Annotated in this window: 14 protein-coding genes; 9 read left to right on the plus strand and 5 right to left on the minus strand. The window is 60.2% G+C overall.

Annotated features, from left to right (window positions below; all coding sequences use genetic code 11):
• Positions 1–102 precede the first annotated feature (102 nt).
• Both J7E41_RS24775 and J7E41_RS24780 read right to left on the minus strand, forming a co-directional pair.
• Positions 103–3,174, minus strand: a complete 3,072-nt coding sequence (locus J7E41_RS24775; protein WP_214996921.1) for an efflux RND transporter permease subunit — start codon at positions 3,172–3,174, stop codon at positions 103–105.
• Between the two features lies 1 nt (position 3,175).
• Positions 3,176–4,288 carry an efflux RND transporter periplasmic adaptor subunit gene (locus J7E41_RS24780; protein WP_214996922.1) on the minus strand — a complete coding sequence of 371 codons (1,113 nt, stop codon included), beginning with the start codon at positions 4,286–4,288 and terminating at the stop codon, positions 3,176–3,178.
• A gap of 111 nt (positions 4,289–4,399) precedes the next feature.
• On the opposite strand from J7E41_RS24780, the gene J7E41_RS24785 reads away from it, so the two are divergent.
• The gene (locus tag J7E41_RS24785) at positions 4,400–5,602 is read left to right on the plus strand and encodes a Bcr/CflA family efflux MFS transporter (RefSeq protein WP_214996923.1); all 1,203 of its coding nucleotides are present in this window, start codon (positions 4,400–4,402) and stop codon (positions 5,600–5,602) included.
• Here the strand turns inward: J7E41_RS24785 and J7E41_RS24790 are convergent, their stop codons facing one another.
• Positions 5,603–6,511: a LysR family transcriptional regulator gene (locus tag J7E41_RS24790; protein ID WP_214996967.1), complete on the minus strand. Its 909-nt coding sequence runs from the start codon at positions 6,509–6,511 to the stop codon at positions 5,603–5,605.
• Between the two features lie 106 nt (positions 6,512–6,617).
• Here J7E41_RS24790 and J7E41_RS24795 point away from each other — a divergent pair, with 106 nt between their 5' ends.
• The 5 genes from J7E41_RS24795 to J7E41_RS24815 all read left to right on the plus strand — a co-directional run bounded on the left by J7E41_RS24795 (position 6,618) and on the right by J7E41_RS24815 (position 11,132).
• On the plus strand, positions 6,618–7,484 hold the full coding sequence (locus tag J7E41_RS24795; protein WP_214996924.1) for a pirin family protein: 867 nt from the start codon (positions 6,618–6,620) through the stop codon (positions 7,482–7,484).
• Positions 7,485–7,574: 90 nt separating this feature from the next.
• Positions 7,575–8,258 (plus strand): isochorismatase family protein, encoded by a 684-nt coding sequence (locus J7E41_RS24800; protein WP_155586459.1) that lies wholly within the window; start codon positions 7,575–7,577, stop codon positions 8,256–8,258.
• A gap of 45 nt (positions 8,259–8,303) precedes the next feature.
• Entirely contained in the window at positions 8,304–8,930 is a 627-nt protein-coding gene (gene ycaC, locus J7E41_RS24805) for an isochorismate family cysteine hydrolase YcaC (protein ID WP_214996925.1), read from the plus strand.
• Positions 8,931–9,147: 217 nt separating this feature from the next.
• On the plus strand, positions 9,148–10,590 hold the full coding sequence (locus J7E41_RS24810) for a mechanosensitive ion channel family protein (RefSeq protein WP_214996926.1): 1,443 nt from the start codon (positions 9,148–9,150) through the stop codon (positions 10,588–10,590).
• Between the two features lie 104 nt (positions 10,591–10,694).
• On the plus strand, positions 10,695–11,132 hold the full coding sequence (locus J7E41_RS24815; RefSeq protein ID WP_169353867.1) for a carboxymuconolactone decarboxylase family protein: 438 nt from the start codon (positions 10,695–10,697) through the stop codon (positions 11,130–11,132).
• 715 nt (positions 11,133–11,847) lie between these two features.
• Here the strand turns inward: J7E41_RS24815 and J7E41_RS24820 are convergent.
• Both J7E41_RS24820 and J7E41_RS24825 read right to left on the minus strand, forming a co-directional pair.
• Complete coding sequence (locus J7E41_RS24820) at positions 11,848–14,022, minus strand: TonB-dependent siderophore receptor (protein ID WP_214996927.1); 2,175 nt, start codon at positions 14,020–14,022, stop codon at positions 11,848–11,850.
• Between the two features lie 98 nt (positions 14,023–14,120).
• On the minus strand, positions 14,121–15,032 hold the full coding sequence (locus tag J7E41_RS24825; protein WP_214996928.1) for a helix-turn-helix domain-containing protein: 912 nt from the start codon (positions 15,030–15,032) through the stop codon (positions 14,121–14,123).
• 161 nt (positions 15,033–15,193) lie between these two features.
• Between J7E41_RS24825 and J7E41_RS24830 the strand changes: the two genes are divergently transcribed.
• The 3 genes from J7E41_RS24830 (at position 15,194) to J7E41_RS24840 (ending at position 19,179) form a co-directional block, all read left to right on the plus strand.
• Positions 15,194–16,552 carry a glutamine synthetase family protein gene (locus J7E41_RS24830; protein ID WP_214996929.1) on the plus strand — a complete coding sequence of 453 codons (1,359 nt, stop codon included), beginning with the start codon at positions 15,194–15,196 and terminating at the stop codon, positions 16,550–16,552.
• Between the two features lie 237 nt (positions 16,553–16,789).
• Positions 16,790–17,878, plus strand: coding sequence for a polyamine ABC transporter substrate-binding protein (locus J7E41_RS24835; protein ID WP_214996930.1), 1,089 nt, complete (start codon positions 16,790–16,792; stop codon positions 17,876–17,878).
• Positions 17,875–19,179 carry an NAD(P)/FAD-dependent oxidoreductase gene (locus J7E41_RS24840; RefSeq protein WP_214996931.1) on the plus strand — a complete coding sequence of 435 codons (1,305 nt, stop codon included), beginning with the start codon at positions 17,875–17,877 and terminating at the stop codon, positions 19,177–19,179. The genes J7E41_RS24835 and J7E41_RS24840 overlap by 4 nt, the downstream gene beginning before the upstream one ends.
• The last annotated feature ends 34 nt before the right edge of the window (positions 19,180–19,213 follow it).

The following is a 19,213-nucleotide window of genomic DNA, read 5'->3' on the forward strand; positions in this document are numbered from 1 at the left end:
GCGGTCCTGCGGACACGCATCGCAGCCTCGTACCTCGGCAGCGGCTACAGTCGCTATCGCAGGCAAGCCAGCTCCCACAGGGGGTTTACTGCGTCTTTGAAGTCAGGTTAGCGCCACCACCTCCCGCGTTTTCTCCCGCCCCAACACCAAACTGCACAGCGCGGGCAAGAACAGCAGCGTCAACACCGTCCCCACCAACACCCCGCCAATCAACACATACGCCAGCGACGACCAGAACACCGACAACGTCAGCGGAATAAACGCCAGCGCCGCCGCCAGCGCCGTCAATATCACCGGCCTGGCCCGACGCACCGTCGCCTCGACAATCGCCTCGCGAATCGCCATGCCCTGGTCCTGGTTTTGCCGGATCTGGTCGGTAAAGATCAGCGTGTTGCGCATCAAGATCCCGCCAATCCCGATCAACCCCAAAATCGCATTGAAGCCAAACGGCTGATTGAACAGCAACAAGGTCGGTACCGCGCCAATCAGGCCCAAGGGCGCCGTTGCAAAGACCATGAACATCACCCCGAACGAACGCACCTGGAACATGATCACCGTCAAGGTCAGCAGGATCATGATCGGGAACAGCGCCGCCAGGGCGACGTTGGCCTTGGCGCTTTCTTCCACCGGGCCACCGATGTCGATGCGGTAATCGGCGGGCAGGTTGGCGATCAGCGGCTTGAGGTCGGCGTATACCGCCATTTCCACGTCCGGTGGTTGCACACCGTCGACGATATCGGCACGCACTTCCACGGTTGTCGCACGGTTGCGGCGTTTGAGGATCGGTTCTTCCATGACCGCCTGGAAATGCCCAACCTGGGCCAAAGGCACCGACACGCCCGCGCGGTTGGTCAGGGTCATATTGTCCAGGTTGCCCAGGTCTTCGCGCTGGCTACCTTGGGAGCGTGCCACCACCGACACGGTGCGATTGCCTTCGCGCACTTCAGTGATCGGGTTGCCGCTGAGCAGGGCGTTGAGTTGGGATTTCACTTCGTCAGGGGTGAAACCCAACAGGCGCAGTCGATCCTGGTCGAGTACCAGGCGATAGCCGCTGACGCGCTCGCCCCAGTCGAGGAAGCTGTCTTTGGTCAGCTTGTTGGCCGCCACTATTTGGCGCACGTTTTCGGACAGGCCGCGCAGCACATTCAGGTCCGGACCGGACACGCGAAACACCACGGGGAAGGGCACCGGTGGGCCGAATACCAGTTGGGTGACCCGCACCCGTGCCGAAGGAAACTCCCCGGCAGCGATGCGTTCACGCATGCGCAGTTTCAAGGCGTCCCGGGCATGAGCGTCGGGCGTTTGCACGATCAGCTTGGCGAAGGCCGGGTCCGGCAGCTCGGGGTTCAGTGACAGGAAAAACCGTGGCGCACCACCGCCGACATAGGTGTCGACCATCGTGGTTTGCGGCTCTTCCATCAGCGCCTTTTCCACCTGCGCCGCGACCGCCTCGGTGCTTTTGAAGGCACTGCCGGGCGGCATGTACACCTCAAGAATCAGCTCGGAACGGTCGGAGTTGGGGAAGAATTGCTTGTTCACCACACCCATGCCCAAGCCGCAGAGCACAAATGCCAACACCACCCACCCGGTCACCCACCAGCGTTTACGTACGCAGGCTTCCACCAGGCTGCGCAGCTGCTGGTAGTAACGACCGGCGTAAATCGCGTCATGACCGCCCGGCACCGGCTTGATCTGCGGCAACAGCTTGACCCCCAGGTATGGAGTGAATACCACCGCCACCAGCCACGATGAAATCAGCGCAAAGCCGACGATCCAGAAAATATTCCCGGCATATTCCCCGGCCCCCGAACGGGCAAAACCTACCGGCAGGAAACCGATAATCGTCACCAGCGTCCCGGTCAGCATGGGCGCGGCGGTAGAGCGCCAGGCAAAGGTGGCCGCGTGGATACGGTCAAAACCTTCTTCGAGTTTCACCACCATCATTTCGATGGCGATGATCGCGTCATCCACCAACAGGCCCAGGGAAATGATCAGCGCGCCGAGGGTGACCCGGTCGAATTCGCGGCCAGTCATCAGCATGATCACAAACACGATCGACAGCGTCAGCGGCACCGCCGCAGCCACCACCAAGCCGACGCGAAAGCCCAGGGCCAAGAGGCTGATCACCATCACTACCGCCAGGGCGACGAAGAACTTCAGCATGAATTCGTTGACCGCCAGGCTGATGTTTTTCGCCTGGTCCGACACCTTGGCGAAGTTCACGCCCAGTGGCAGGTCGGCCTGTATTTTTGCCTCCTCGGCCTTGAGGCTCTTGTCCAGCTCCAAGCCGTTCCAGTGTTTCTCCATGATCACCCCGAGCATCAACGCCGGGTCGCCCTGATGGCGAATGCGGTAGCTGGGCGGGTCTTCATAACCACGGCTGACGCTGGCGACATCGGCGATGCGCAGCACCTTGCCGTTAGCTTCCAGGGGGACGTTTTCGATCAGCGACAGGCTGTCGAAGGCACCGTCGATACGGATGTAGGCCCGGGCGCCGACGGTTTCGACAAAGCCCGAAGGCGCCACGGCGTTTTGCGCGGCGAGGGCGGCGAAGATCTGTTCGGGCTTGATGCCCAGCGTGGCCAGGCGTTCATAGGAAAACTCGACGAAGATCCGCTGAGCCTGCTCGCCGAGGATGTTGACCTTCTTTACCCCCGGCAGGTTGAGCAAACCCTGACGCATGGCTTCGGCCATTTGCACCTGTTGCCGGTGGGGCAGGTGCTCGGCTTCCAGGGCGTACAACGCGAAGTACACGTCGGAGTACTCATCGTTGAAGAACGGGCCGATCACGCCTTTGGGTAATTTCGACGCTTCGTCGCTGAGCTTCTTGCGGGTCTGGTAGAACAGGTCCTGGATCTCGCTCGGACGGGTGGACTCCAGGTAGGTCATGCGCATCGAGACAAAACCGGGCTGGGCGATGGTCTCGACGCGGTCGTAGTAATCCAGTTCCTGCAGGCGTTTTTCCAGGCGGTCGGCCACCTGATCCTGCATCTCTTGAGCTGTGGCACCGGGCCAGGCGGCGGTGATGGTCATGACCTTGACGGTGAACAACGGGTCTTCGGCGCGCCCCAGTTTGCCAAAGGCAAAAATCCCGGCGGCGAGGATCGCGATGATCAGGAACAACGTGACGGCGCGGTGCTTGACCGCCAGTTCGGAGAGGTTGATACCGCGCATATCAGTGGTCCTGCTTACGGTTGAATGCCAGCACCTGGGCCGGTAGCAGGCGCACCGCGTCACCACTGTGGAGCAGGTGCGCGCCAAGGGCGACGACGATCTGGCCGGGGCTGACACCGCTGTTCAGCAGCGCCTCTTCCTGACCAAGACTGGCGACGCTCACCGGGGCGAAGCTGACCTTGTCGTCATCGCCAATCAGCCACACCCCGGTGCCGTTACCGGCATCCTGCAAGGCGCCGATGGGCACGCGGGTCTGTTGCGCCTGGCCATTGCCTTGCAGGCGCACGGTGATGGTCGAGCCAAGGGCGAAACGATCGACGGCGCCGTGCAGCACATAGCGTGCGCGGTAGGTGCGGGTGGTCGGGTCGGCGCTGGCGGACAGCTCACGCAACGTGGCAGTCACGGCCTGGTCAGGGGCGCCAAAGGGGAAGGCCTGGGCTTTTTGCGAGGCCTGGTCGCGCTGGTTTTCCGGCAGGTTGACGATGGCTTCCCGGGCGCCGTCATGGGCCAACCGGGCGACAACTTGCCCTTCGGCCACCACTTGCCCGCGATCCACCCGCACATCGGTGATGATCCCGTCGCCATCGGCCTTGAGCACCGAGTAGGTACGGCGGTTTTCGATTTGGCTGGCATCGGATTGCGCGGCGGAAAGCTCGGCTTCGGCGACCCGCAGGTTGGTGGCGGACTGGTCGAAAATCTGCCGCGACACGGCGCCGGTATCGGCCAGGCGCTGGTAGCGGTTTTCGTCGTCACGCCGTTGGCGCAGTTGGGCCTGGGCGGCATTCACGCGGTTTTTTGCCGAGCGCAGGGCCAGCTCGAAGTCGCCAATATCCAACACCAGCAAGGTATCGCCACGGGCTACGCGCTGGCCGGGGTCGACCTTGCGCTCGATCACCTTGCCGCTGACCCGGAAGCCCAGGTCGCTTTCGGTACGCGCCGCCACCACTCCGGTGTAGGCGCTTTGCTGACTACTGGCGGCTTCGACCTTGGCGGCGAGCACCGGGCGGGGCAGGGAGGCTTGTGCAACGGGGTCGGCTTTGCTGTTGCAACCGCCCAGAATCAGCAACAGTGCCAGGGGTGAGAGAAGGCTTAAGCGATGAGAAAGTAGGTTCATGGGGAGGCTCCGTGGGATTCACTCTGACCGTCGGGCAAAAAAATTATGGACATAATCTTTTGCTCATATTATGGTCGAAATATAAATTAATCCAGCCCCCGGAACGCCTCCATGTCGAACTACCCGACGCCGTCTCGCAGCTTGTTGTTTCTACTGGTGGCCCTGACGGCATTGGGTGAAGTCTCGACCCAACTGATCATTCCCGGCCTGGGTTCCATCGAGCAGGCGCTGGTAGCACCCCCCGGTTCAGCGCTGGCGGCGTTGTCGGCGTTTGTTGCCGCGTTTGGTTTGGGGCAGTTGCTGCTGGGGCCGTTGTCGGACCGTATTGGTCGGCGTCCGGTACTGATCGGCGGCTTGCTGCTGTATGTGGCGGCAACGTTGTGGATGCTGCTGGTCAGCAGCATTGGTGAGTTCATTGCCGCCCGGGTCCTGCAAGGTCTTGGCGCCTGCGCGGCGCTGGTGTTGGCGCGCACGGTGGTGCGGGACGTGTGGAAAGCCGAGGCCGGCCCGGCCCTGGCGTTGACGGTGATCGGCATGCTCTGCGCTATCGTTGTCTCGCCGATGCTGGGCGGTTTGCTGGTGAAGCTCGGCGGCTGGCATGCACCGATCCTGCTGGCGTTGGCGATTGGCGTGATTGCGACCCTGACCGTCGTGCTGTTCTACCGCGAAAGCAACCAGAACCTCGACCCCGAGGCTGGCCATTGGAAAACTCTCGCCGGGCAATACCTGGATTTGCTCAAGGGCCGCTCCTACCGCACGTTCGCCGTGACCCTGGCATGTACCTATGGCGCCATGTTCGCGGTGATCGCCGGTTCATCGGCGGTGTACATCAACTTGCTGGGCCTGAGCAGTGCGCAATATGGCGTGACCTTCGGGTGCATGGTGTCGATGCTGATCGTCGGCGCCACCTTCACCCGGCGCAATATCATGCACCTTGGGGCGGAGCGTATCGTCGCCATCGGCGTGACCCTGGTGGCCATTGGCGGGATAACGACAGTGGTGATTTTCGAAGTGTTCGGTTTGTCGGTATTGGGCCTGAGCCTGCCGGTAGCGCTGGTTACCCTGGGTGGCGGCCTGGTTTTACCGGGGGCGGTGACGGGCGGGGTAATGCCCAACGCCCACCGCGCGGGTTTGGCCGCCGGGTTGATGGGCTTTTCGCAGATGTTTGGCGCCACCTTCAGCGGCGTGCTGCTCAGCACCCTGCGAGACGGCAGCGCCACGCCGATGATCCTGCTGCAGGGTGGGTTTGCGGTGGCGGCATGGGTCGCGTTTCATTTGTTGCGCCAACGCCGGGTGGTGTTGGCGTCAGCCTGATCAGGCCATATCACTCTGGGAAAATTCCTCCCCGAGAAAATCAATCAACGTGCGCACTGACGGCAATAATCCCCGGCGCGAGGGGAAAATCGCATGGACGATTCCGGTCCTTGGCGACCAGCCGGGGATCAGGCTCACCAGACGTCCCGCTGCAATGTCTTCGCGTACCACCACACTGGGCAAGTGCGCGATACCCACTCCGGCACAGGCCGCATGCCGCAGCGCCAGCAGATCATCGGTGACCATCCGCGGATAATGGCGGATGACCGCGCTGGCACCGTTCTCGCCAAACAATTCCCACTGATATTCCCGGTGCGGCGATCCCCAATGCAGGCTCGGCAAGCCATTGAGGTCTGCCGGCGAAGGTGGGGTCGACAGCCGTCGCAGAAACTGTGGGCTGCCCACCAGGCACTGGGTGCTGTTGCCCAGTACCTTCATCACCAGGTCAGTGTTTTCCAGTGGCGGAAAGCGGATCCTCAAGGCAATGTCGAACCCTTCGTGAATCACATCGACCCGACGGTTGGTACTCTCGATATGCAATTCCACCAGGGGGTACTGCAGCATGTAGCGGGTGAGCATCGGCCCGACCCACGAGTTGAGCAGGGCGGTGGGGCAACTCAGGCGCACAATGCCCTGGGGTTCGGAGCGGTTGCGCTCGATGACCTCGGCGGCGCTTTCTGCTTCCACGCGCATCGCCAGGCAACGCTGGTAATAGGCCTGGCCGATTTCGGTGAGGGAACAGTGGCGGCTGGTGCGATTGATCAGGCGCACGCCCAGGCGTTCTTCCAACTCGCTGATGCGTCGGCTGAGCTTGGACTTGGGCATGTCCAGGGCTCGTCCGGCAGCAGCAAAACCACGGTGCTCGACCACCTGGGTGAAGTAGTAGAGGGTGTTGAGGTCTTCCACTATCGTTCTCCAAATAGAACGCTAAGGGTTATTTTTGCCGTCTGGCGCTGCAAAGGTAACGGATTTAAGGTGTGTCCATGAACTGCCTTCACCCATTTGGAGACACACCATGAAAAATATCATCGGTATCTACACCAGCCCACGAGGCCATTGGGTGGGCGACGGCTTCCCGGTTCGCACCCTGTTTTCCTACGACACCATGGGCAAGCACATCAGCCCGTTCCTGCTGCTGGACCATGCCGGCCCGGCTGACTTCACCCCGACCGAACAACGTCGTGGTGTTGGCCAGCATCCGCATCGCGGCTTTGAAACCGTGACCATCGTCTACAAGGGCGAAGTCGAGCACCAGGACTCCACCGGCGCCGGCGGCACCATCGGCCCAGGTGACGTGCAGTGGATGACGGCGGCGAAGGGCATTTTGCATGAAGAGTTCCACTCCGAAGCTTTCGCCCGCAGTGGCGGCGCCCTGGAAATGGTCCAGTTGTGGGTCAACCTGCCGGCCAAGGACAAAATGACCGACGCCGGTTACCAGACCATTCTCGACAGTGACATTCCAGCGCTGCCCCTGGCCGATAACGCTGGCAGCCTGCGCCTGATCGCCGGTGAGTTTGCCGGTGTCAAAGGTCCGGCCCACACCTTCACGCCGATTGACGTGTGGGATGTACGGCTCAACGCGGGTAAGGCAGTGACCCTGGACCTGCACGAAGGACGCAACACCGCGCTGGTGGTGCTCAAAGGTACGGTGCAGATCAACGGTGTGGAGTTGGCGCGTGAAGGGCAACTGGTGTTGTTCGAGCGTGACGGCGACCAGCTCAGCCTTGAGTCGAACAACGACGCCACGTTCCTGCTGCTCAGCGGCGAACCCATCGACGAGCCTATCGTCGGCCACGGTCCGTTCGTGATGAACACCGAGCAGGAAATCCACCAGGCCTTTGTCGACTTCCAGTCCGGCGAGTTCGGCCAGATGCACAGCTGATACACCCCGCAACACCACCCATGGAACACGACAGCCCGGCCGGTTTACCGGCCAAGGATGGCTGTTGTCCATAGAAAAGAGGAAAGCCCTATGACTCTCCACGCACCGGCCAACTTCAACGGCCACAAACCGACCATCGACGCCAGCGATGCGGCGATGTTGTTGATCGACCATCAGAGCGGCCTGTTCCAGATCGTCAAGGACATGGACGTGCCGCAACTGCGCGCCAATGCCATTGCCCTCGCGCGTGCGGCAACCCTGTTGAACATGCCCGTGATCACCACCGCCTCTGTGCCCCAGGGGCCCAACGGTCCGTTGATTCCCGAAATCCACCAAGCCGCGCCTCACGCTCAATACGTGGCTCGCAAAGGTGAAATCAATGCCTGGGACAATCCTGAGTTCCACGCTGCTGTTAAGGCCACTGGCAAGAAAACCCTGGTGATCGCCGGCACCCTGACCAGTGTATGCCTGGCGTTTCCGTCCATCAGCGCGGTGTATGAAGGCTACAAGGTGTTTGCCGTGGTCGACGCCTCGGGCAACCACTCCAAACTGGCCACAGACCTGACCATCGCCCGTCTGGCCCAGGCCGGCGTGGTGCCCATCGATATCATGGCTACGCTGTCTGAGCTGCAAGGCAGCTGGAACCGACCGGATGCCGAGCAATGGGCACAGGTTTACACCCAGGCCATGCCGCACTACCAACTGCTGATCGAAAGCTACATCAAGGCCCAGCAGGTGGCAAACGAACACGAAGTGCTGGATTCCCAGCGCTGAGTGCAACCGCAATACCTACCTTCATTGATGAAAGAGGACTACCCCATGAGCACTCCCTACAAGCGTCTCGACAAGGACAACGCCGCCGTTCTGTTGGTGGATCATCAAGCGGGCCTGCTGTCCCTGGTGCGTGACATCGAACCGGACAAGTTCAAAAACAACGTGCTGGCCCTGGCCGATCTGGCCAAGTACTTCAAGTTGCCAACCATCCTTACCACTAGCTTTGAAACCGGCCCCAACGGCCCGCTGGTGCCGGAGCTCAAGGCCCTGTTTCCGGATGCGCCGTACATCGCCCGTCCAGGCCAGATCAACGCCTGGGACAACGAAGATTTCGTCAAGGCCATCAAGGCCACCGGCAAGAAGCAACTGATCATCGCCGGTGTGGTGACCGAAGTGTGTGTAGCTTTCCCGGCGCTGTCGGCCCTGGCAGAAGGTTTTGAGGTGTTTGTGGTGACGGATGCCTCCGGCACCTTCAACGAAATCACCCGTGATGCTGCCTGGGACCGTATGTCAGCCAACGGCGCACAACTGATGAACTGGTTCGGCGTGGCGTGTGAGTTGCATCGCGACTGGCGCAACGATATCGAAGGCCTGGGTGCGTTGTTCTCCAACCATATCCCGGACTATCGCAACCTGTTCACCAGCTATAACGCGTTGACCGGCGCTAAATAACAGCACACTGCAAAACCAAGGTGGGAGCGGGCTTATGTGGGAGCGGGCTTGCTCGCGAAAGCGGTGGTTCAGTTAGTGCATATTTGACTGACACTCCGTATTCGCGAGCAAGCCCGCTCCCACATTTGATTGGGATTTACTCAAGATTGCAAAGGGCCCTATACCCGCCATCAGCATTTCATGCGATCTTCATCCCATTCGCCCTGGAGTCGCCCGGATGCCCTCATTTATCACTGATCACCCGATGTTCTGCGCCATGGCGCTGATCCTGATCGATATTCTCCTGTGGCGCCTGATCGCCACCGATGCCAGCAACTGGAAGCTGGCGGTGCGGCTGGTGATCTTTGCCGTGTTCAGCGCCTTGCTGTTCAACGAAGGCATGAACCCGATGCAGGTCGCGCCCTGGGCGGAGAATGTACCGTTGCACCTGGCGGCCACGGCGTTGCAGATCGGTTGGTGGTTGTACGCCGCGCGCACCCTCACGGTGTTGCTCGGCACGGTGATGATGCAGCGAGTCGGGCACGGCGGGCGATTACTGCAAGACCTGATGGGCGCGGTGATCTTCCTGATTGCGATCATCGCTGCCATGGCCTACGTGCTCGACCTGCCGGTCAAGGGCGTATTGGCCACCTCCGGCGCCGTGGCGATCATCGTCGGCCTGGCATTGCAAAGCACGTTAAGTGACGTGTTTTCCGGCATCGTGCTCAACACCACCAAACCTTATCAAGTGGATGACTGGATCTCCATCGACGGCACCGAAGGCCGGGTCACCGACATCGACTGGCGCGCCACGCGGCTGCAAACCTCCCAGGGCAGCATGGCGGTGATTCCCAACTCGTTGGCGGCCAAGGCCAAGATCATCAACTTCTCGCGCCCGGCGGATATGTTCGGCTTGGCGGTCAGCGTGCAAGTCAGCCCCCATGCGCGGCCACAAACGGTGATCGAAGCCCTGGAGCGAGCCATGCAAGGCTGTCGTCCACTCTTGGTCAAACCGGCACCCAGCGTCGCCTTCAAGGCCTCGGCCAGCGGCGGGGCGGAATATGAAATCAGCGGTTTCGTGCCGGCCATGGGGCAGAAGCGCGAAGTGCGCAACCAGCTCTATGATCTGGCCTATCGGCATCTTGCGGCGGCGGGCGTGAGCCTGCTGTCGGCCACCGAGGGGGCCACCCCAGCGGTCACATCGCGGGCACGGGCGCTGCTGGAAAGCTCGAATATCTTCTCCACCCTGCGTCAGGAGGAGAAGGAAACCTTCAGCCAGAACATGACCCTGCAAACCTTCCGTGCCGGTGACATGATCCTGCCGGCCGGGGAGGTCAGCGACCATCTGTTTATCATCGAATCCGGCGTGGTCTCAGTGATCTTGAGCAAAGGCGGGCACAAATTCGAAGCCGGGCGCATGGGGCCGGGAGAAGTCATCGGCGAGGGCGGGATCCTGTCTGACCAGTCGGTGCCGGCGGACTTCACGGCCAAGACCTATTGCACGCTGTATCGCATCGAGAAGGAATACCTCAAACCTTGCCTGGATGCGCGCCATGACATTGGCGAGGCGATGAAGAACCTGTTGGATTTCCGCTTGCATGCGGCCCAGAACCTGACCCAGGAAGCCCCGGTAGTGCCGGTGAAGAAGGGCTTCTTGCAGTGGCTGCGTAGCCGAGCTTGACGTTGGGGGCATTGGCTACCTGTTCTTCCCCCGAATTGGCTATTTGTCCGCAGCGGTGGGGTGACTAAGCTGGGCACTCATTCCTACCGTCCTGGAGTATCACCATGCACGCTCGTACTGACTTTTACACTGCTTCGCCTGACGCCATGAAAGCCATGCTTGCGCTGGAGGCAGCTGTCGGCAAGCTGTCGCTGGAGCTGCCATTGCTGGAGCTGGTGCGCCTGCGGGTTTCGCAGATCAACGGGTGTGCGTTTTGTCTGGACATGCATACGGCCGATGCCCGTAAAGGCGGGGAGACTGAACGTCGCTTGTATACGTTGTCGGCTTGGCGTGAGACCCCGTTCTTTACTCCGCGTGAGCAGGCGGCGTTGGCCTGGGCCGAGAGTTTGACGTTGATCAGCCAGACGCATGCTTCGGATGAGGATTATGCGCGGGTTGCTGCGGAGTTTAGTCCTAAGGAGCAGGTGGATTTGAGTGTGGCGATTGCTACGATCAATAGTTGGAATCGGTTGGCGATTGGGTTTCGCAAGATGCCTAAGTAATCAGGGTGACGTGGCGGCCTGGTAGCCGGCCAGGCTGTTTGGTTGTTTGAGTACATATCCATTTCTTCGGTGATGGCTACCTATGGTTCCGCTCTTACAGCGGGTCACTTTGGAAAAGAGCCCCAAAGTAACCAAAGGGCTCTTGCCCCACCACTCGGTGCCTCGCTGTGGCTCGGCATGCCCTCACTCCGGCATTACTCCGTGGGCCGCCGCGACGGGCCATCCATGGCCCGGCGCGGCTAAACCGGCGTCCTGCCGGTTTACCCACTGCGTAATACCTGCGTTCGGCCAGCGTGGTTTAACGGGGCGCCTCAGATCAAGATCAAAAACCAGATCAAAAGACCACTGACTTCGTCAGCGAATAAGGATGTAAAAGCCACAGCGCGCACGCCTCAACGATCAGGTCGGCTACTAGGCCGCCTCGCTTTGTTTTTGATCTTAGGCGCCCCGTTAGACCACGATGGCTGAACGTAGGCATTGGTTCGTGGGTAAACCGGCAGGACGCCGGTTTAGCCGCACTGGGCCAGGGATGGCCCATTGCGGCGGCCCACGGAGCAATGCCGGAGTGAGGGCACACCGAGCCTATGCGAGGTGCCGAGTGGTGGGGCAAGAGCGTTTTGCTTACTTTTACGCTGTTCAAAAGTGAGCCGCTGTAAGAGCGGAACCAATAGCAGCCGTTACCGCAGCAACGGATATCCCCCCAAAACCGCCCACCTCAAAAATTAACCGAAGCACTCAACCGAGCCGTCAACGGCGCCCCCTGGAACAAATAATCATCCCCCAGATACTCCCCCGCATCCCGCCAGTAACGCTTGTCAAACACGTTATCCACCGTCAACCGAAACACCGTCTCATACCCATCAATCCGCGTGCTGTAACGGCTACCCACGTTGAAGATCGCATAATCCCCGACCTCAACCTGCCCAGTGCGATTGGCATACTTGCTGGCGCTGTACTGCACCCCACCAAGCACCGCCAGCCCGTCCACCCAGGGCAAGGCATAGTCAGCATACAAACTGGCCCGCAGCTTTGGCACGTTGATCGCCTGATGGCCTTCATATTCCGGCGTACCGCTGCCACTGACCCGAGCCCGAATAGCCGCAGCACTGGCCGCAATCTGCAAGCGCGAAGTCACCCAGCCGTTGGCAGACAACTCCAGTCCGGTGTTTTTCTGTTCGCCCTGTTGCACGTAGGTAAAGTCGCCGTTGGCCTCGGGTTTCGCGTACTGATAGGCCTGACGGGTCTGGAATACGGCGGCGGCAAAACTGATACGGCGCCAGTCGTACTTCACACCTGCTTCGATTTGACGGGAGACGGTAGGGGCGAGGGTTTCGAAGCTGTTGAGGGCGAACCAGGGTGCTTCGCCACCGAGTGACAATCCCTTGCTATAACTGGTGTAGAGGGAAAGGTTTTCCACCGGTTTGTAGATCAGCGCCGCCTGAGGCAGGAACACGTATTGCTGGGTGTGGCGCGATTCGTTGCCGTCAACGTCGTAGGCTCGCTCATCGAGGCGTACTTCGCGGCCACCCACGACCGTCTGCCAGTGTTCGTTGAAGCTGATTTTGTCGGTGACGAACAGGCCATATTGGCGACTGTCCAATCGGCGATGGCTGTCATTCAACGCATCGTCGTAACGCGGAAAATTTTCCGGTTCCTGATTGATATTGCCGGACCCGATCATCACGTTAATCGGATCGCGCTTATCCACCACGCGCCGAAACGCACTACTACCAAACGTGAGTTCATGTCCCAGACCACCGGTATTGAACGATCCGGTCATCGTCGCCTGGATTTCGTCATTGCGCTTCGTGTCATCCGGGCTTCGGAAGTCGTAGATGTCATAGTTGCCTTCCGGGCTGAAATGGTTCGGCACCTTGGTCCCTTCGCAGCTCGTCGAACCGTAGCAACCCCACGCAAACGAACTGTAATCATCAATCACCACCTTGCTACGCGAGGCACTGACACTGCCTTTCCACTGATCGCTGAAGCGGTACTCAAACTTGCCGTTGAGGTTCAGCGAATCAATGCCTACCTGATTGGCACCGCTCTGATGCCCCAGCAGTTTTTTCGGTGAAGCGTGATGCGGCAACTCCGTGCCCCCGAGCAACTGGTATCCAGGTACCGAACGCTGTTGCTTGTTCTGATACTCGGCATCCAATTGCAACACCGCGTCCGGGCTGATGTTCCAGTCAAAGGCCAGCGACAGGAAGTCCCGCTGGCCATTGGCGTGTTCGACATAAGAATTGAGGTCTTCATGGGCCACGTTGGCCCGCAGGCCGAACTGCTGCTCGCTGCCAAACCAGCCGCCTACATCCGTGGCGATATAGCCGCTGCCGCGATCGTCGGTGGACACCATCACCGAACGCACATCTTCCGGGCGTTTGGTCACGTAGTTGATCACACCGCTGGGTTCGGAAATACCGCTTTGCAAGCCCGACAACCCCTTGAGCAATTCCACCCGCTGTTTGTTTTCCAGGGCGACGTTCTGCTCACCGGTGATGGTGCGGCCGTTGATCTTGTAACTGCTGGCGGCATTCAAGGAGAAGCCGCGTACCACGAAGTTTTCGTAGTAGCCGATGGGCGCATAACTTTCACCCACCGAGGCGTCGTTGCGCAGCACTTCACTGAGCAGGCGCGCCTGTTGGTCCTTGATCATTGATTCGTTGATCACTGTGATCGAGGCGGGTGTATCCAGCAATGGTGCGTCGTTGAAACCGCCCACCGAAGCGCTGTCGAGTCGGTATCCGGAAGTGTCCTGCCCTTGAACCTTGACCGCAGGCAACTCGATGTCAGCGGCCATGCTCGTTCCACCACTGCTCATGAGCAGGCCCAAGGCGAGCAGGTCGAAGGCAAAACGCGAGGTAACGGCGGGTCGGAAACGCAAAACCATGGGAAAAGGCCTGAAAGCGCAGAGCGGGGGGCGCATAAGCTAGGCATAACGGCAGGTTTTTACAAGTTACTGAGAATGATTCTTTCGAGGGGCTCGCTTCATCGTAGCTTCTGGTGGCGTTTCAAGGTTTCGCTGGGCAGTTCCTGGAATAACGCCCGATAGTTATTGGAAAACCGTCCCAGGTGCCAGAACGACCAGTTCATTGCCACTTCGGCCACGGTGGTGTTCGCGGATGCCGGGTTGAGCAGTTGCCGACGGGCACTGTTCAGCCGACGCAACCGCAGCCACTGCGCCGGGCTCATCCCGGTGTAGGTCTTGAAGCCGTGCTGCAATTGGCGTAACGGCACACCGGCGATATGTGCCAGTTCCAGCAAGTTGACGGTTTCATCCGGCACATCCGCCGCCCACTCGCCAATACGCGCCATGAGCGTTCGCTCCTCGGTGCGTCGCTGCAATGAACCTTGATCCAGGCACACGCAGGCGTTGTCGAGGATGAACAGGCAATCGTCCAGTAACTGTTGGGTCAAGGCGTCACGGCTGGGGGGATCGACGACTTCTGACAAGCGCGTCAACGTCCCGCTGAGCCAACGGCTGAACAGAGCGTTTTGCAGGGAGGTGAGGGGGGCCATGAACAATCCCTCGAGTTTTGCCACATCCAAACCATGACGCTGGACGAACTGCGGGCCAAACACCACCGCCACTTCCCGGTAGTTTTCCGGGGTGATCCAGGTGTTGCGGCTTTCACCATTGAGCATATACAGCGCGTTGTCGCTGCCATCGAAACAGAACGCCAGGGAGCCCGGTGGCGCGTTGAAGTTCTGTTCTACCCGGGTGTTCATGCACTCTTCGTAAACCTCGACACCTTGCAGGTCGAGGTAGCGGATCAGCCCGGCAAAATGCCCCGGGGACATTTGCTGATACTGCTGGACCCAGCCGGGAGTGGCATTGCATTGAGCGGCTACATCGCCCGTGGTGAAGGCCTGTACACGCAAGGGGGCTGCCTGTGTCATGGATAACCTGGGCGCACTCTATTGGTGCGTTTTGGGTGGCGCAAAGTGGATAGATGCCGTCGCACGGCTGGCCCAAGATAGACCTCAATGCGCTGCGGGGGAAGTGGGTCGTCGAACCTGACCGAACCGCCGGTGCTTTCCAAACCCATGACGAGGTCCTTATGAACGCCCCCTTCGATCAGCTGTCCGCCTGGCTGAAAGAACACAAGATTACCGAAGTCGAATGCGTGATCAGTGACCTGACTGGCATCGCACGCGGCAAGATTTCGCCAACCAACAAGTTCCTGCATGAGCGAGGCATGCGCCTGCCGGAAAGTGTGTTGCTGCAAACGGTAACCGGGGACTTTGTCGACGACGACATCTACTACGATCTGCTGGACCCGGCCGATATCGACATGATTTGCCGCCCGGTGGCCAACGCGACGTATGTGGTGCCTTGGGCCATTGAACCCACCGCCATTGTGATCCACGACACGTTCGACAAGCAGGGTCACCCTATCGAACTGTCGCCGCGCAACGTGCTGAAGAAGGTCTTGCAGCTCTACACCGAGCAAGGCTGGCAGCCGATTGTCGCGCCGGAAATGGAGTTCTACCTGACCCAGCGCTGCGAAGACCCGGACCTGCCGCTGAAAACCCCACTGGGCCGTTCCGGTCGTGCTGAAAGTGGCCGGCAATCGTTCTCTATCGATGCCGCCAACGAATTCGATCCGTTGTTCGAAGACGTCTACGACTGGTGCGAAGCCCAGAACCTGGACCTCGACACGCTGATCCACGAAGACGGCCCGGCGCAGATGGAAATCAACTTCCGCCACGGCGACGCCCTTGACCTGGCCGACCAGATCACTGTGTTCAAACGCACCCTGCGCGAAGCCGCACTGAAGCACAACGTCGCCGCGACCTTCATGGCCAAACCGGTGGCCGACGAGCCCGGTAGCGCCATGCACCTGCACCAGAGCGTGGTGGACATCGCCACCGGCAAGCAGGTGTTTGTCGATGAACATGGCAACAAAAGCCAGCTGTTCCTGAACCACATTGGCGGCTTGCAGAAGTACATCCCCAAGCTGCTGCCGATGTTTGCGCCCAACGTGAACTCGTTCCGCCGCTTCCTGCCGGACACCTCGGCACCGGTCAACGTCGAGTGGGGCGAAGAAAATCGTACTGTCGGCCTGCGCGTACCGAGCTCCAGCCCCGACGCGATGCGCGTGGAAAACCGCCTGCCGGGCGCCGATGCCAACCCGTACCTGGCCATCGCCGCCAGCCTGCTGTGCGGTTATCTGGGGATGATCGAACGCATCGAACCGAGTGCCCCGGTGGAAGGTCGAGCCTATGAGCGCCGCAGCCTGCGCCTACCGGTCACCATCGAAGACGCCCTGGCGCGGATGGAAGAGTGCGAGACCGTGAAGCAGTACCTGGGGGAAAAATTTGTGCGCGGCTACGTCGCGGTCAAACGTGCTGAACACGAGAACTTCAAGCGGGTGATCAGTTCCTGGGAGCGCGAGTTCCTGTTGCTGAGCGTCTGATAGGGTAATTCCCGCCATCCCCACGTAGCAGCTGTCGAGCGCCAGCGAGGCTGCGTAAGGAGCGCCGCGGTGTACCAGACAAAACGGCGGTGCGCTCTACGCAGTCTCGCTGGCGCTCGACAGCTGCTACGCGGTGGTGTCTTTACCCGGTGTGCTTCAAGGCGGTATCTATGCGGGAGAGGGGAGCGATGGTGGGATGGCAGTTACATAAAAACAATCATGCAAAGGGGTGTCGATATGCGTCTTGTGAAAAAACTTCTGCCGCTGACCTTGGCGGTGTTGTTCAGTGCCACGGGCCAGGCCGCACCGACGGTCAGTGTCTACAACTGGACCGACTACATCGGCGACACCACGTTGGCCGACTTCCAGGCCAAGAGCGGGATCAAAGTGATCTACGACGTGTTCGACTCCAACGAAACCCTGGAAGGCAAGCTACTGGCCGGGCGCACGGGCTATGACGTAGTGGTGCCGTCCAACCACTTCCTGGCGCGCCAGGTGAAGGCCGGGGCGTTCCTGAAGCTGGACCGCTCGCAGTTGCCCAACTTCAAGAATCTCGATCCGAAACTGCTCAAGCTGTTGGAGCAAAACGACCCGGGCAACGTGCATTCGGTGCCTTACCTGTGGGGCACCAACGGCATCGGCTACAACGTCGATAAGGTCAAGCAAGTGCTGGGCATCGACCATATCGATTCGTGGGCGGTGCTGTTCGAGCCCGAAAACCTGAAAAAACTCCATCAATGCGGCGTGGCCTTTCTCGACTCGGCGGATGAAGCCTTCCCGGCGATCCTCAACTACATGGGCAAGGACCCACGCAGCTCCGATCCCAAGGATTATGAAGAAGCCGAAGCCAAGCTGCTGACCCTGCGGCCATACATCACTTATTTCCATTCGTCCAAGTACATCTCGGACCTGGCCAACGGCGATATCTGCGTAGCTTTCGGTTATTCCGGCGATGTATTCCAGGCGGCCAACCGCGCCAAGGAAGCCAAGAACGGGGTCAATATCGCCTACTCGATCCCCAAGGAAGGCAGCAACCTGTGGTTCGACCTGCTGGCCATCCCGGCCGACGCGACCAACCCGAAAGAGGCACATGCCTTTATCAACTACCTGCTGGAGCCCGAGGTGATCGCCAAGGTCAGTACTTATGTCGGCTACGCCAACCCGAACCCGGCGGCCAAAGCCTTCATGGCTCCGGAACTGGTGAACAACCCCGAGGTGTATCCGTCCCAGGAAGTCCTCGACAAACTCTATATTTCCACCACGCCCACCCCGGCGGTCATGCGCTTGATGACACGCTCCTGGAGCAAAGTGAAGTCCAACAAATGAATCAGCAAAACCATGGGAATGAACACGCCCGGTCCTATTACGCCGCGACCGCCAACGCGACGCCCAGGCGTGAGCCTTTGGCGGAAGAGCTGAACGCCGATGTCTGTGTCATCGGTGGCGGTTTTACCGGGGTCAACACTGCGATCGAGTTGGCCCAGCGCGGTCTGTCAGTGATCCTGCTGGAGGCCCGGCGCATTGGCTGGGGCGCCAGCGGGCGCAACGGTGGGCAGTTGATTCGCGGCATTGGTCATGACGTGTCGGGCTTTGCCAAGTACGTAGGCGAGGAGGGCGTACGTTACCTGCAACAGGCCGGCATCGATTCGGTGGCGCTAGTGGGCGAGCGTATCCGCGAACAGGGTATCGACTGTGATCTGCGCTGGGGTTTCTGCGAACTGGCCAATACTGCGGCCCAGTTCGCGGCGTTCCAGGGCGAACAGGAAAGCCTGGCGGCCATGGGTTATACCCATGAAACCCGATTGGTGGGGCCACAGGACATGGCGCAAGTGGTGGGCTCCGGGCTGTATGCCGGTGGCCTGGTGGACATGGGTTCCGGGCATTTGCACCCGTTGAATCTGGTGCTGGGGGAGGCGTGTGTTGCCGAGTCCCTGGGGGTACGGATCTTTGAAGACAGTCCGGTGCTGGAGCTGATTCATGGCGATACCGTACAGGTGCGTTGCGCCTCCGGCACCGTGCGTGCCGGCAGCCTGGTGCTGGCGTGCAATGCGCATCTGGAAGAGTTGGAGCCCCGCTTGAGCGGTAAGGTACTGCCGGCTGGCAGCTATATCATTGCTACCGAGCCGCTGTCGGTTGAGGTGGCTGGCCGGTTGATCCCGCAGAACCTGGCGTTATGTGATCAGAAAGTGGGGCTGGATTATTACCGGCTTTCAGCGGATCGCCGTCTGTTGTTTGGGGGCGCTTGCCATTACTCGGGGCGTGATCCTGCCGATATCGCGGCGTATATGCGGCCGAAGATGCTCAAGGTTTTTCCGCAGCTGGCGGATACCGCCATTGAGTTTCAGTGGGGTGGGAAGATTGGTATTACGGCGAACCGGTTTCCGCAGGTGGGGCGGTTGAAGCAGTACCCGAATGTGTTTTATGCCCAGGGGTATTCGGGGCATGGGCTTAATGTCACGCATTGGTGCGCGCGGTTGTTGGCTGAGGGGATTCATGCCGGGCAGAGTCGGGGGCTGGATGTTTTCAGTCAGGTGCCGCATATGACTTTTCCGGGGGGGAAGGTGTTGCGTTCGCCGTTGTTGGCGTTGGGGATGTTGTGGTATCGGGTTAGGGAGATGGTGGGGTGAGGGGGGGGTAGCGGGTGGGTACATATCCGGTTCT

The sequence above is a fragment of the Pseudomonas fluorescens genome (assembly GCF_018614655.1).
GTDB classification, from domain to species: domain Bacteria; phylum Pseudomonadota; class Gammaproteobacteria; order Pseudomonadales; family Pseudomonadaceae; genus Aquipseudomonas; species Aquipseudomonas fluorescens_BX.